Source organism: Bifidobacterium adolescentis ATCC 15703 (genome assembly GCF_000010425.1).
Taxonomy (GTDB): Bacteria; Actinomycetota; Actinomycetes; order Actinomycetales; family Bifidobacteriaceae; genus Bifidobacterium; species Bifidobacterium adolescentis.
The window spans coordinates 924,773-938,560 of record NC_008618.1 but is presented as its reverse complement, the minus strand read 5'-3'; the positions used below and the strand labels follow the sequence as shown (position 1 = coordinate 938,560).

Annotated in this window: 12 protein-coding genes; 3 read left to right on the top strand and 9 right to left on the bottom strand. The window is 57.2% G+C overall.

The annotated features are described in order from the left end of the window. Positions 1-59: 59 nt before the first annotated feature. On the bottom strand, positions 60-1,223 hold the full coding sequence (gene hemW, locus BAD_RS03985; RefSeq protein WP_011743148.1) for a radical SAM family heme chaperone HemW: 1,164 nt from the start codon (positions 1,221-1,223) through the stop codon (positions 60-62). A 7-nt stretch (positions 1,224-1,230) separates the two neighbouring features. Next, positions 1,231-3,111: a translation elongation factor 4 gene (gene lepA, locus BAD_RS03980; protein ID WP_041777294.1), complete on the bottom strand. Its 1,881-nt coding sequence runs from the start codon at positions 3,109-3,111 to the stop codon at positions 1,231-1,233. A 156-nt stretch (positions 3,112-3,267) separates the two neighbouring features. Here lepA and rpsT point away from each other — a divergent pair, with 156 nt between their 5' ends. Beyond that, positions 3,268-3,528: a 30S ribosomal protein S20 gene (rpsT, locus tag BAD_RS03975; RefSeq protein ID WP_003809394.1), complete on the top strand. Its 261-nt coding sequence runs from the start codon at positions 3,268-3,270 to the stop codon at positions 3,526-3,528. An 88-nt stretch (positions 3,529-3,616) separates the two neighbouring features. Here rpsT and BAD_RS03970 read toward each other — a convergent pair whose 3' ends face one another. From BAD_RS03970 to BAD_RS03960, 3 genes are all read right to left on the bottom strand, one after another. After that, positions 3,617-4,357: a trimeric intracellular cation channel family protein gene (locus tag BAD_RS03970; RefSeq protein WP_041777293.1), complete on the bottom strand. Its 741-nt coding sequence runs from the start codon at positions 4,355-4,357 to the stop codon at positions 3,617-3,619. Between the two features lie 194 nt (positions 4,358-4,551). Next, complete coding sequence (locus BAD_RS03965; RefSeq protein ID WP_003809399.1) at positions 4,552-5,679, bottom strand: branched-chain amino acid aminotransferase; 1,128 nt, start codon at positions 5,677-5,679, stop codon at positions 4,552-4,554. Between the two features lie 247 nt (positions 5,680-5,926). Then, positions 5,927-6,535 (bottom strand): 50S ribosomal protein L25/general stress protein Ctc, encoded by a 609-nt coding sequence (locus BAD_RS03960; RefSeq protein ID WP_033499439.1) that lies wholly within the window; start codon positions 6,533-6,535, stop codon positions 5,927-5,929. Positions 6,536-6,796: 261 nt separating this feature from the next. On the opposite strand from BAD_RS03960, the gene BAD_RS03955 reads away from it, so the two are divergent. Continuing rightward, complete coding sequence (locus tag BAD_RS03955; protein WP_011743144.1) at positions 6,797-7,798, top strand: alpha/beta hydrolase; 1,002 nt, start codon at positions 6,797-6,799, stop codon at positions 7,796-7,798. Positions 7,799-7,901: 103 nt separating this feature from the next. On the opposite strand, the gene BAD_RS03950 is transcribed toward BAD_RS03955, so the two are convergent. Continuing rightward, positions 7,902-8,315, bottom strand: coding sequence for a GNAT family N-acetyltransferase (locus tag BAD_RS03950; RefSeq protein ID WP_003809404.1), 414 nt, complete (start codon positions 8,313-8,315; stop codon positions 7,902-7,904). Positions 8,316-8,338: 23 nt separating this feature from the next. Between BAD_RS03950 and BAD_RS03945 the strand changes: the two genes are divergently transcribed. After that, the gene (locus BAD_RS03945; protein ID WP_011743143.1) at positions 8,339-10,891 is read left to right on the top strand and encodes an excinuclease ABC subunit A; all 2,553 of its coding nucleotides are present in this window, start codon (positions 8,339-8,341) and stop codon (positions 10,889-10,891) included. A gap of 27 nt (positions 10,892-10,918) precedes the next feature. On the opposite strand, the gene BAD_RS03940 is transcribed toward BAD_RS03945, so the two are convergent. From BAD_RS03940 to BAD_RS03930, 3 genes are read right to left on the bottom strand one after another with little or no spacing between them, the layout of a single operon-like run. Then, positions 10,919-11,587: a hypothetical protein gene (locus BAD_RS03940; protein WP_011743142.1), complete on the bottom strand. Its 669-nt coding sequence runs from the start codon at positions 11,585-11,587 to the stop codon at positions 10,919-10,921. Then, positions 11,572-13,119 (bottom strand): ABC transporter ATP-binding protein, encoded by a 1,548-nt coding sequence (locus BAD_RS03935; RefSeq protein WP_011743141.1) that lies wholly within the window; start codon positions 13,117-13,119, stop codon positions 11,572-11,574. Before BAD_RS03935 ends, BAD_RS03940 begins: the two co-directional genes overlap by 16 nt. Further along, positions 13,113-13,766, bottom strand: coding sequence for an energy-coupling factor transporter transmembrane component T (locus tag BAD_RS03930; protein ID WP_230456865.1), 654 nt, complete (start codon positions 13,764-13,766; stop codon positions 13,113-13,115). The genes BAD_RS03935 and BAD_RS03930 overlap by 7 nt, the downstream gene beginning before the upstream one ends. Between the last annotated feature and the right edge of the window lie 22 nt (positions 13,767-13,788).

The window sequence follows — 13,788 nt, the reverse complement described above, 5'->3', positions numbered from 1 at the left end:
ACGCATACTTCGCATGTCATGCTCATGCGCACGCACTTCACTTATGCTCATTAACCCGGTCAGTCCAGTGTTTCCAACAGCTCCGTGATGATGGTGTCGTTGAGCAGTCGGCCTCGCAAAGTGGGTATGGCGCGGCCATCAAGCATTGTGATCAGCCCGTCGTGCTCAAGCTCAATCCATTTTTGCTCAGGAATCAAGTGGCTGAATTGTCTGGTGTCGAGTCCTTCACGAATGCGCAGGCCCAACATGATGGTCTCTTCGATGTCCTCGTCGGCAGTGATGCGTTCACTGCCGGCCCATGGCACATTGCCCTCATTGATGGCGGTGCCCCACAATCGCGGATGCGCGATATCCCAGGAGCGCAATCCTTTGCCGTCTTCGCAATCGCCATAATGCGAATGCGCACCGGGACCGAGACCGGCCCAATCGACGTTCCTCCAATAGCCAAGGTTGTGTTGCGACTCGTATCCAGGACGAGCCCAATTGCTAATCTCATACCATTCGAGGCCGGCTTCGGTGAACATCGTGTCGGCGATTTCGTATTTGTTCGCTTCGTCGTCATCGTCCGGTCTCGACAACGTGCCCGCCGCGATCCGTCGTCCCATTTTCGTATTCGGCGCGATGGTGAGCGCATATGCGGAAATATGGTTGACGCCCAAATCGATGGCGGTGCGGACGGATGTGCGCCAATCGTCAAGGCTCTCCCCCGGCGCGCCGTAGATCAGATCGACGCTGGAACGCATGCCTGCTGCATTGGCCGCTGCGATTCCGGCAGCGACGTTTTCCGGCGTATGCGTACGGTCGAGCGTTGCAAGCACATGCGGTACCGCGGATTGCATGCCGAAGGAAATACGATTGAAACCGCCGTCTGCGAGTTCTTTCACATAGTCGGCATTCACCGTGTCGGGATTCGCTTCGGTGGTGATTTCCGCGTCATCGGCGATGCCCCATGTGGCGCGTACCGCATCCAGCATGGCGACCAAATCGCTTGCCTTGAGTGTGGTCGGCGTACCGCCGCCGAAGAAGACGGTTGCCACCTTCGGCTCGTTGATACCGTGCGTTGTCTGCCAATCGCGGACAATCGCCATTTCGCGGATAACCATGTTCGCGTAGTTGCCGCGTGACGCGCCCGCGCCCATGTCCACGGCCGTGTAGGTGTTGAAGTCGCAATAGCCGCAGCGACGTAAGCAAAACGGAACATGAATGTAGATTTCGAACGTCACGAAAGGCTCAGCCTTCGGACTTCTGCGCGGCGCGAATCTTGTCCTTGGTGTCGCGGTCGTTGCCCGCTTCGCCGGTGGACAGGGCTGCGATGAACGCCTCCTGCGGCACTTCCACATGGCCGAGCATCTTCATACGCTTCTTGCCGGCCTTCTGCTTTTCGAGCAGCTTACGCTTACGGGAGATGTCGCCGCCGTAACACTTGGCGAGCACGTCCTTGCGCAGGGCGCGGATGGTTTCGCGTGCGATGATTCGAGAACCGATGGCAGCCTGGATGGGAATCTCGAACTGCTGACGCGGAATGAGCTCACGCAGCTTCTTGGTCATCATCACGCCATAGCTGTACGCCTTGTCACGGTGCACGATGGCGCTGAACGCATCGACTTTCTCGCCTTGAATAAGGATGTCGACCTTCACCAGATCGGCGGACTGTTCGCCATCCTCGTGGTAGTCGAGCGACGCATACCCCTTGGTACGGCTCTTCAGTTGGTCGAAGAAGTCGAAGACGATTTCGGCGAGTGGAATACGGTAATGCATTTCCACACGGTCGGCGGAAATGTATTCCATGGTGCCCATCTGGCCACGGTGGTCTTGGCACAGGTCCATCACCGCACCGATGAAATCCTTCGGCGTGATGATGTCGGCGGCAACCATCGGTTCGACGATCTTCTTGATCTTGCCTTCGGGGAATTCGCTCGGATTGGTGACGCGATGCACGGAATTGTCTTCCGCGGTGACCTCGTACGGCACGTTCGGCGCGGTGGAGATCAGGTCAAGGTCGAATTCGCGGCTCAAACGTTCGGTGACGATCTCCATGTGCAGCAAGCCCAGGAAGCCGCAACGAAAGCCGAAGCCCAACGCCACGGAGGTTTCCGGTTCGTAGATGAGGGCCGCGTCGTTGAGCTTGAGCTTGTCAAGCGCCTCGCGCAGTTCCGGATATTGCGCGTTGTCGATTGGGAACAGGCCGGCGTAGACCATTGGTTGCGGATCACGGTAGCCTTCGAGCGGCTCGGTAGCCGGATTTATGGCGGAGGTGATGGTGTCGCCCACCTTGGACTGGCTGACGTCTTTCGCTCCGGTGATCACATAGCCGACCTCTCCTGCGCCAAGCGCCTTGGTGGGCATCATGTCGGGGCTGATCACGCCGATTTCGATGGGGTCATGCGTCATGCCGATACCCATCATGTGCAGCTTCTCGCGCGATTTCAGTTCACCGTCGACCATACGAATGTAAGTGACGATGCCACGATAGGAGTCGTATACGGAGTCGAAAATGAGCGCGCGGGCAGGCGCGTCCGGATTGCCCGTCGGCGCGGGCACTTCGGCGACGATACGGTCGAGCAGTTCGGCGACGCCTTCTCCGGTTTTGCCGGAGACGCGCAACACGTCGGACGGGTCACAACCAATCAGGCCGGCGATTTCCTCGGCATGCTTGTCGGGTTCGGCGCTGGGCAGGTCGATTTTGTTGAGCACGGGGATGATGGCCAGATCATGGTCGATGGCCATATACAGGTTGGACAGCGTCTGCGCTTCAATGCCCTGCGTGGCGTCGACAAGCAGCACCGCACCCTCGCATGCGGCCAACGCTCGGGACACCTCGTATGTGAAGTCCACATGGCCGGGGGTATCAATCATGCCGAGTGTGTATTCGGTGCCGTCAACCGTCCACGGCACGCGCACGGCCTGCGATTTGATGGTGATGCCGCGTTCCTGCTCGATATCCATGCGGTCGAGGAAGCGATCGCGCATCTCGCGCTCCGGCACGATGCCACTCAACTGCAGAATACGGTCCGCCACCGTTGATTTGCCGTGATCGATATGCGCGATGATGCAAAAGTTGCGGATCAACGACTGATCGGTGTACCCGGGCTGATTATGCTGCTGCCCCACGCCATCCTCCTCTGGAAATATTCGACGCAAACGATTCTAACTGGTAGTGTCGGCATGTCCTTCCGCGACACTCTTATACGCATTGGCGATTTATCCGCGTGCCATGTTATCATCATCGTTTGTATGTCCTTATAGCAAACGTCGTTTGGAGAAATAGTGGCAAACATCAAGTCGCAGAAGAAGCGCGTTCTCACCAACGAGAAGGCGCACAAGCGTAACGTGGCCGTGAAGTCCAGCCTGAAGACTGCCGTTCGCGCCACCCGCGAAGCCATCGCCGCTGGCGATAAGGCCGCCGCCGAAGCCGCCTACAAGGTCGCAGCCCAGAAGCTCGACAAGGCCGCCGGCGCTGGCGTGATCCACAAGAACCAGGCTGCCAACCGCAAGTCCGGTCTCGCTGTGGCCATCAACGCTCTCTGAGTTTTCGTAACTCACAGCTTGTAAGAAGCCCCGCAGGAAAACCTGCGGGGCTTCTTCTTTTTTACATTTCGTGCTCTGTTGAAAATGCTCACTTACGCTTGATATCGTCATCATTCCGATCGGGATGGATGACCGGACGTTTGAGATATTTGGCTTCGCTCGGCAGGTAGGTGTTATGCCTGGCCAAAGCCCCCGGCAATTGAATGTCGAAAAACACGGAGATAAGCCGCATGGCCACCACCAGCACTACAATCAGCACATCAAGCACGACTTCGGCGGGAAAACTGACGATTCCCTCGTTCACTCCTTTACATACGAGTACCGTCAATACGCATCCAACGGCTGAAGGCACCGCGTACCAATGCTTGTCGCGGATCACCATGGGCACCTCGTTGATGAGCATGTCACGGATGAGTCCGCCGCCAAGTGCCGTGAACATGCCCAGGAACACTGCCGTGGTGCCGGACATGTGGTACATCATGGCTTTGGATGTGCCGTTGACGGCGTAAAGGCCCAATGCCAGCGCGTCCAATGACAGCATGGACCATTTGAGCTTGTCGACTTCGGGATAAATGATGGCTACGGCCACAGCTGCGAGCAGTGCGGTGATCACCAGCCCTTTGTCGGAGACGCCTGCGGGAGGAAGCGCTCCGAGCAGCACATCACGAATGATGCCGCCACCCAATGCGGTGAGCCATGTGGTGACAAGAATCGCAAAAATATCATAGCCTTTGCGTACGGCGGCGAGCCCGCCGACCATGCCGCAGCAGAAGGTCGCCAGATATTCGATACCTATGAAGAAGCCGTTGCTTTCCAGCGCCACTTCCATGGCCACTCCCCTTCCCTCACATATTTCTTTTCCAACCAGCTGTTAAAAATAGCACAATATGGGGCAAGAGCTGCAATAAAAGAGCCGGAGGGCGGCACGTACATTGTCAGACCATGTGAACTTGGCCTGAAGCACGCGCCACCCTCCGGCGGCCATTACAGCTATATGTCAGCTAATAATCGCTAACGGGAAAATCAGCAGACCTTCCACATCCAGTTGTGTGGGTCTTCGATCTCGCCAAGCTGGATGCCGAGCAGCTGGTTGCGCAGTGCGAGGGTGAACTCGCCGGAACCGCCGTCGGCGACGGTCACATCGAACTTCTCGGACTTGAAGCGACCGATCGGGGTGATGATGGCGGCGGTACCGCAGGCGAACACCTCGGTGACTTCGCCGGACTTGATGTCCTCAAGCAGCTGATCCAGGGCGATCATGGTCTCGACCACATCGTGGCCGTTGTCCTGGATGAGCTGGATCAGGGAGCGGCGGGTCACGCCCGGCAGGATGTTGCCGGTCAGGGACGGGGTTTCCACGTGGCCGTCCTTGTGCACGACCATCATGTTCATGCCGCCAAGCTCCTCCAGGTAGGTCTTGGTGGCGGCGTCGACGAAGCACACCTGCTGGCAGCCATGGTCGATGCCGGTGTATTCACCGAGCAGAGAGGCTGCGTAGTTGCCGCCGCACTTGGCGAAGCCAGTGCCGCCAGGGCCGGTGCGGAACCACTTGTCCTCGACCCAGATGCTGACCGGCTTCACGCCGCCCGGGAAGTACGGGCCGGACGGGGAGGCGATCACGCAATAATCCACTTCCTGCGGAGCGCGCACACCAAGGAACGGCTCGGAAGCGAACATGAACGGACGCATGTACAGCGTGTATTCGCGACGGGACGGAACCCAGTTCACATCACGCTTGACCAGTGCCGCGACAGAGCCGATGAAGTCGTCGATCGGCAGTTCCGGCAGGTACAGGCGCTTGGCGGAGTTCTGGAAACGCTCGGCGTTCGCGTCCGGGCGGAACAGCCAGGTGGAGCCGTCGGCGTGACGGTAGGCCTTCAGACCTTCGAAGCATTCCTGGGCGTAATGCAGAACAGATGCGCCCGGATCCATCTTCAGCGGCGCGTACGGCTCGATGCGACGGTCGGACCAGCCTTCACCCTTGGTCCAGGTCATGTGGGCCATATTGTCGGAGAAGACCTGACCGAAGGCCGGCTTGTCGATGAGTTCGGCGCGCTTGGCGTCGGATGCCGGATTGTCGTTCGGGAGCACGGTGAACTTCTCAGCGAGCTTGTCAAGCTCCGCCGGATCGTGATGATTCTGTTCAGTCATTCTTTACTTCTTCTAGTTGCATCAGCCACCCAAAGGCGGCCAGCGGTTATTGGTCTCCGGCGCTTGTGGCGCCGGGTTCTGGTATGTACTTTCTCACACCATAAACGCTTTCGATAACCGGCGTTCGCGATATGAGATAGCAAGAAACATAAGGAAACGCAAAGGTCCCCACGTGTTTTCACACACAGGGACCTTGTACTACCGATATGGCAGGCATATCGGAATCAAATCAGCTTGAGCAACGATCTCACTCAGCGTCAGCAGCCGGAGCGGCAGCGGCGTCAGCAGCCGGAGCGGCCTCAACCGGTGCGGCATCTTCCGGCACCTCGACGGTGACGACGGATTCTTCCGGATCCTCGACATCGAGTACGACGCCTTCCGGCAGCACAACGTCCTTGGCGAAGACCTTGGAACCATCGGTCAGGCCATCAACGTTGACCACGATCTTCTCCGGCAGGTTGGCCACATCGGCGCGGACCTTGAGCTCCTGGATGTCGACGAACGCGACGGCAGCGCCCTTCGGAGTACCCTCAACGAACACCGGCACCTCGACGTCGATCTTCTCGCCGGCCTTGACCTCGTAGAAATCGACATGCTCGACGATGCGCTTCACCGGGTTGCGCTGGACGTCCTTGACAACGGCCATCTTGGTCTCGTCACCATACTTGATGGTGAACAGGGCGTTGGTGTGACGCAGAGCCAGAGTGGTCTCCTTCATCGGCAGCTGCACGAAGGTCGGATCCTCGCCACCCGCGTAAACGGTGGCCGGGATGAGGTTCGCGACGCGCATGCGGCGGGCAGCGCCCTTGCCGAACTCGGTACGAGCAGCACCTTCAAGAGTGATGGTGGTAGCCATAATCAATATCTCCTTGATACATCGTTCTTATGTTTCGGCGCACCGACGAGCCGCATAGAAAACCCAAGGAGTTTCATATCATACGCCAAGTCGATAACGGAGGCGGAACCTCCCTCGCCAAGACAACAGTTATCTAGTATACATGGTGCCGCTGACATTTCCCTGCAATCAGAGGAGCAAGGTGCATAAAACGCGGACTATGCGCAAACCCACGTACAATCGTAGTCAGACAAGCACCAACCAGTGGTAAGGAATCAGAAAATGGCAACGACGCATGACCATTCCGCGCTCATCCGCAACATTCAGCTCGCGACTGGCGTCACGACCGTCGCAGCGACGGGATTGCTCGCGGCGTCAGCACATATGCTGTTCCGCTTTGCCATCGACACGCAGTGGAAGCATTCCATTTTCCATCAGGCGCTGATCGCTCCGGATCGCGAGGGAAAGATGAACCAAGGCGAGGCCAAAGAGGCCGGGCAATGGTTTTCCGAAACGAAACAGCCGGTATCCATCACCAGCCGCGATGGGCTTAAGCTGCATGGCTGGCTCTTCGATCCGGATTGCATCGACCCGACGCCGCATATATATGCCATCTGCGTGCATGGCTATACCGGAGCCCCTGAAGAACAAGCCAAATGGGCACACCGCTATGCCCGCATGGGCTTCACCGTCCTCACACCATCCCAACGGGCCCAGGATCTGAGCGAAGGACGATATGTAGGCATGGGATGGTTGGAGCGCAATGATCTGCTTGATTGGATACGGCTGATTGTGGATAGCGACGATCAAGCACGCATTCTCCTATTCGGAGGATCCATGGGAGCCACGACGGTGATGATGACGACCGGCACGCCGGAACTGCCACGCAATGTCATCGCGGCAATCGCCGAAAGCGGATACACTTCCGCCCGCATGGAATTCATAGACAGCGCGCGAGGCATGTTCCACATGCCAAAGCTTCTCGCCTCGGCATGTGTGGACGCGGCGGGTCTGATCTGCAAGCGCCGTGCCGGCTATGATTTCACCGAAGCGTCCTGCATACCGTCATTGCGGCATACGGTCATTCCGATGCTGTTCATCCATGGAGGAAAGGACCGCATGGTCAGCCCACGTTTCCTCGACATGAACTACAACGCCTGCTCCAGCATCGACCGCGAACGTCTGCTGGTTCCGGACGCCGATCATATGGAAAGCTCCGCCGTGGATCCGAAACGCTACTGGGACACCGTATACGGATTCATCCGTCGTTCATTCAAGATCTGACAGCCGAACCCCAAAAAATATAAGCGGTAATGGAAACGCCTCCGGCGAAAGATGGCGCCCCTCACCGCCCGAAGTTCTCAAGACATGCCCGATGCCCGTTCCGTCAGTGCCGTTCTCCCGGATTGCATATCTGCATGGCGACGCCATCCTCCATAATATGGAATCCATGCTTCTCATAGAACGTGGCATTCTTGCTTTCCTCAGGCATAACCTCGATATACAGGTAATCGTGGTACCGCTGCTTGACCATGCCGACAAGATGTCCGGCAATGCCGCGCCCTTGGTATTCAGGATCGACCAGCACATAGTGCATGTATGCCACCATCTCCGTGTCATCAAGCACTCGCACCAGACCCACCAGACGTTCGCCATCCCATGCGCTGAATACGGTGGATGACCCCATCAACGCCTTATGCAACCGTTCAGGATATTGACCGGACACCCAGCCGACTGAAAGAAACAGTCGCTGGGTCTGTTCCTTGGTGAATTTCTTTTCATCCGTATATGTGATAACCATATGGCAAGCATAGAATTGCCGGTATGAAACCGTCTCCTTCTATCTTTGCATACGAAACACAAGTGTCTCGGCCACTCCCCTCATGTATCGAAGTGCGCGGAGCCCACGTACATAATCTGAAAGACGTCGACATCGACATCCCGCTCAACAGCATGGTCGGCATAGCCGGAATCTCAGGCTCAGGAAAAAGCTCCCTCGCGCTTGGCGTGCTGTACGCGGAGGGATCACGACGCTATCTGGAAGCGCTATCGACCTATACAAGAAGACGTATGACCCAGGCAAGCCGCGCAACCGTCGACGAGGTGCGTCATATTCCGGCGGCATTGGCACTGCATCAGCGTCCATCAGTGCCTGGAGTCCGTTCCACGTTCGGCACAATGAGCGAACTGCTCAACAGTCTGCGCCTCCTGTTCTCCCGGATCGGATCGCACGTGTGCGAACACTGCGGAGCACGCAACCAACCCACGATGAACGTTGCCGCCGAGCTTCCGATGCATTGCACGTTCTGCGGCGGACTCATGCATCCGCCATCAGCGGAGGATCTCGCATTCAACGCCGCGGGCGCGTGTCCGACATGCTCAGGCACCGGAATCATGAGGGAAGTCGACCGTTCCGCCTTGGTACCGGATGAGTCGAAAAGCATTGACGAGGGAGCCGTGCTGCCGTGGGGATCGTTGATGTGGGATTTGATGAAGCAAGTATGCGGGGCCATGGGAGTACGTACCAACGTACCGTTCAACCAACTCACCGAACAAGAACGAGATATCGTGTTCGCCGGCCCAGCCATCAAGAAGCACATCCTATACAAGCCGAAAAAAGGCGACGATTTCGCCGAACTCGACTTCACGTACTACAACGCCGTATACACCGTGGAGAACGCCCTCACCAAAGCCAAGGACGAAAAAGGGCTTAAACGTGTTGCGAGGTTCCTCAAAGAGCGTCCCTGCAGCGATTGCGGAGGGACCAGACTTTCCGAACGCGCCCGCCAGCCACGTATCAGAGACATCAATCTGGCTCAGGCAACCGCGATGTCTCTGGACGCACTCGTTTCCTGGGTAGGGTCCGTGCCGGAATCGCTGGAACCACATATGCGCACCATGGCGAGCGCCATCTGTGAATCGTTCCTCAATACGTCACGGCGTTTATTGGAACTCGGTCTCGGGTATCTGTCCTTGGACCGCGCCGGAGCCACACTGTCCACCGGCGAGCGCCAACGCGTGCAGCTTGCCCGCGCCGTGCGCAATCGCACCACAGGCGTGTTATATGTGCTGGATGAGCCGTCGATTGGGTTGCATCCCGCGAATGTCGACGGACTGCTCGGTGTCATGCGTGACCTGGTGGCTGATGGCAATTCCGTGGTAGTGGTCGATCATGACACTCGGGTGCTGGCCGAAACCGATTATCTCATCGAGATGGGGCCAGGTGCCGGCGCAAAGGGCGGTCAGGTGATTGCGCAGGGAACGGTGCCGCAGGTGATTGATACCCGCGAATCGCGCATCGCGCCGTTCCTTGCCCAGGGTGGCAACGTTCATGACCGTGTGCGTGACAACATTGACGCCCATGAAATCTTCTCCGCAGGACGAATTCATATGGAAACCGACCGTCTGCATACCGTCGGCCCGTTATCGGTAGATATTCCCCGTGGACGGCTGACCGCCGTAACAGGGGTATCCGGTTCCGGCAAGACGACGATGGTACTGGAGATGTTGATGCCCGCTTTGCAGTCGCGGATCGACAGGTCGCCGCAGCCGACGCAGGTGCGGCTCCTCGAGGCGGACGGTGTGTCCAAGGCGCATCTTATCGATGCCACGCCTATCGGCGCGAACATACGTTCCACCGTCGCTACATATTGCGGCGTCCATGACGATCTTCGACGCGCGTTCGCAAAAACAGATGCTGCGCGGACCATCGGTCTGAAAGCGGGGGCATTCTCCTATAACACTGGCAAGCTGCGTTGCGCGACGTGCGACGGCACGGGATCGATTTCGCTCGACGTGCAGTTCCTGCCTGACGTCGATATCGAATGCCCGGCATGCCATGGCTCGCGGTATTCCGATGCAATCGCCGAGCTGAAGCTCCCCTGCACCGACGGAGTGGCGTATTCGATGCCGCAGTTAATGACAATGACCGTCGACGATGCCATGCCTGTCTTACGAGATGTCAAACCGATCCAAACGAAGCTTGCCACGTTGCATGAATTGGGTTTGGGCTATCTTGCGTTGGGCGAGCCAACTCCCGCGCTGTCGGGCGGTGAGGCCCAGCGTTTGAAATTGGCCAGCGAGATGGGGCGGAAACAGCATGATGCGGTATTCGTGTTCGATGAGCCGACAATCGGCTTGCATCCGCTTGATGTTCGCGTGCTGCTGCACGTATTTGATGAACTTGTAGCGAATGGCGCGACGGTGGTCGTCATCGAACATGATTTGGACGTGATTGCCAATGCGGACTATGTGGTGGATATGGGACCGGGCGGCGGTGAAGCAGGCGGACGCGTAGTATGCGAGGGAGCGCCTTCTCGGATCGCCGCATGTCCGGAAAGCGTCACTGGACGATACCTACAATCGTCGCAATGCTGATATTGTCCCATCTTCGGGCATCTGCAGTCAGTCTGATGATGGGACAGGCAGTTCCCGCCATGCTTGAAGATGATGCAGCGCACGTACGATGTTGCATTGATCAAGTAACGTCCCTTCAGCGGCGCACATGGTGGGATACCACATGCGATGGCGGAGCGTGGCTTGTTTGCCAGTACCTTTGATGAGTTCGCCTTCATCAGAGGCATATTGAAAATGCAGATGACTGAGCAGTCCCCCGTGTCTGAGCGCGGAGCGTTCAGGCATGGGCTCCATCGCGATGAGTACGGCGAAGGGATCGGAGGCACCGGCATCGCTAGCGTGGAACACATAGCAGGGTTTGCCTTCCAGCCCCTTGTCGTGCACATGATCGAGCCGATATTCATGTGTTGTGATGGGGGTGCGTTTTTCGTCCAGCCAAGTCAGGTTAAAGCCTGCGACAGCATCATCGTCGCCAACTGCGGACGGCTGCTCGATATGCCATCCACCAATGCGGAATCGCCACTCCTTGCCCGAGGTTTTGCAGGCTTTTGCCCAGAAGCGTCGCGCATCGCCGAGCATCATGATCGCGAACAGCGGCTTGGATCGCATGGCTTTCGTCGAATCCTTCCAAGCCCGGTCAAGGTTCGGGTCATGATTGTTGATCAAATGTTCGAAGCTAATCCAGTCTCCCAGCCAATCGTTCACATTGAAGTCCATGCCAGACGATCCTCTTCTTCTCCCTGTTCGTTATGCAGTTCGTCTTCCAGCGCTATGATGCGGTCGCACCATAGCGCTGCAAGCTCATAATCATGTGTTACGACCAACACCGCTTTGCCACGGTCCGCGAGCTTTCGCAGAAGTCCGCCGACTTGGGTCATATGCAACCGGTCCAGTCCGCTGGTCGGTTCGTCCAAAACAATGAATCGCTTATCGCTCATCAAAGCGCAGGCTATAGCCAGCCTCTGCTTTTGACCGCCGGATAAACTCATCGGGTGGCGCTGCACGGAATCCAATAGGTCGAGGTCTCGTAGCACAGCATCGCATCGGTCACGCACAGCGTCATCCATCCCATCAAGTCCCAGTAATGCCTCTTCCCGAACACTATCGGAGAAGAGCTGGTAATTGACGTCCTGCATGACGAGAAATCCGGCACGAGTCAAAGCGCCGCGGCTCGCTTTCGTCCCATTCAATAGCACCATGCCGTTCAACGGAGCGGCAAGACCGCATAGCGTACGTGCCAAAGTGCTTTTGCCAACCCCGTTCGACCCCATAAGGCCAAGAATCTCACCCTCGTGAATGTCGAAATCGGGAATATCACGTGCGAATACGGGTGTCTTGCGGCCTAGAAGTCCCCGCTTTGTATGGCCTACACTCAGGCCGCGCACACCAATGACGACCTGTCGCTTGTCCTCGTCGGGCGCAATGCCTCCATGTTGGAGTTTACGATGCACGGCAAGCCTGTATGGTCTGTCATCGAGGGCGCGCAATCCTAATGCCGCGACGCGCTGTTCGGACATCGCCAGAAAATCGGACGCCTCATATTCACCGAGAATCGTACCGTGATCGAACACTATGAAACGGTCCGCTAAATCCGCGCACCATGCAAGACGGTGTTCGGCAATGACGATGGTCATTCCATCAGCTCTCAATCGGGAGACCATGTCATGCAGCCTGCGAATCGCCACCATATCTAAATTACTTGTCGGCTCATCCATAACGATGAGTCCAGGAGCCAGCATGGTCGATGCCGCGACAGCAAGCTGTTGCTTCTGGCCACCTGAAAGCGTCATGATCCTACGACCTAATAGATGCCTGATGTGAAACTGCTCCGCGACATCATGCACGCGTTGCCGAATCCGCGCGGGAGACATGCCCGTATTCTCGCAGGGGAATGCCAGCTCATCGGTGGAATCGGCATTGAAATACTGCGTCTTCGGATTCTGGAATACGCTGCCCACCTGTCCCACATAGCTTTCCACAGGAGCCAATCCGGCGCGGATTCCGCACGTCATATGGATGCCCTGCAAATCGCCGGAATAGAAACCAGGTATCAGACCATTGAGCAAACGTGTGTACGTGGTTTTGCCACAGCCGCTTTGTCCACATAAGATGGCAATCTCGCCTTGCGGTATGGCACAGCTGATGTCATTCAGCGCATCGACCTCAGCAGCTTCATCAGCATGATATGCGAATGAGCACCGTTGCGTCCATGCGACTATCCGATTGATATCACTTCCGATACTCACCATGCTCCTCCAATGCCCAATGCCAGAGGAACCGTGCAGATGACCATCCATGCCCAATCAATGCCATGCATGCGGATTTCGGTATGACATGTATGAGGCCCGCGAATGCCGATTCCTTTGGTCAGTGCGGCTACGGACAAATCCTGGGCGACCCCCGTAGCGTTCATCAACAACGGCATCAGGATGTATTCCAAAGACTGAGCCGGATGACGGAGCAGGGCGAATGTCCCCTGGGCGATGCCACGTAATGCCATCGCGTCACGAATCTGATGGTAATCGTCATGGATTGTCGGGAAGAACCGGATGCACACCACACATGGAATCACAATCGTCTCCGGAATGCGCATGCGCCGCAGGGCACACACGAATTGACTGGCCGTAGTCGTGGTGAATGCGTATATGCCGGCAATCAGACAAGGCATCATCATCCGGATGCCGACACAAAGCAAACCAAGCATATGCAACCAGCTGCCGCCATCGTCAAGCGTCGATGCCCAAGTCCCCACCAGTAGCAATACATAGATGCAACCGAAGCGTACCGCAGCCGCCCATCGTCCCGCGCCGAGCAGTGGCAGAAGAAGCAGCAATACTGTAAGCGACTCCACAACCACGTCGACATGGAAGAACAGCAACAGGTTGGCCAATGCCACTAGGTACAGTTTGGTTCTTGGG

Excerpts from the sequence above, each read along its gene's own strand:
- BAD_RS03970 (WP_041777293.1), bottom strand. The coding sequence starts at position 4,357 with ATGGAAGTGGCGCTGGAAAGCAACGGCTTCTTCATAGGTATCGAATAT.
- BAD_RS03965 (WP_003809399.1), bottom strand. The coding sequence starts at position 5,679 with ATGACTGAACAGAATCATCACGATCCGGCGGAGCTTGACAAGCTCGCT.
- BAD_RS03960 (WP_033499439.1), bottom strand. The coding sequence starts at position 6,535 with ATGGCTACCACCATCACTCTTGAAGGTGCTGCTCGTACCGAGTTCGGC.
- BAD_RS03955 (WP_011743144.1), top strand. The coding sequence starts at position 6,797 with ATGGCAACGACGCATGACCATTCCGCGCTCATCCGCAACATTCAGCTC.
- BAD_RS03950 (WP_003809404.1), bottom strand. The coding sequence starts at position 8,315 with ATGGTTATCACATATACGGATGAAAAGAAATTCACCAAGGAACAGACC.
- BAD_RS03945 (WP_011743143.1), top strand. The coding sequence starts at position 8,339 with ATGAAACCGTCTCCTTCTATCTTTGCATACGAAACACAAGTGTCTCGG.
- BAD_RS03940 (WP_011743142.1), bottom strand. The coding sequence starts at position 11,587 with ATGGACTTCAATGTGAACGATTGGCTGGGAGACTGGATTAGCTTCGAA.
- BAD_RS03935 (WP_011743141.1), bottom strand. The coding sequence starts at position 13,119 with ATGGTGAGTATCGGAAGTGATATCAATCGGATAGTCGCATGGACGCAA.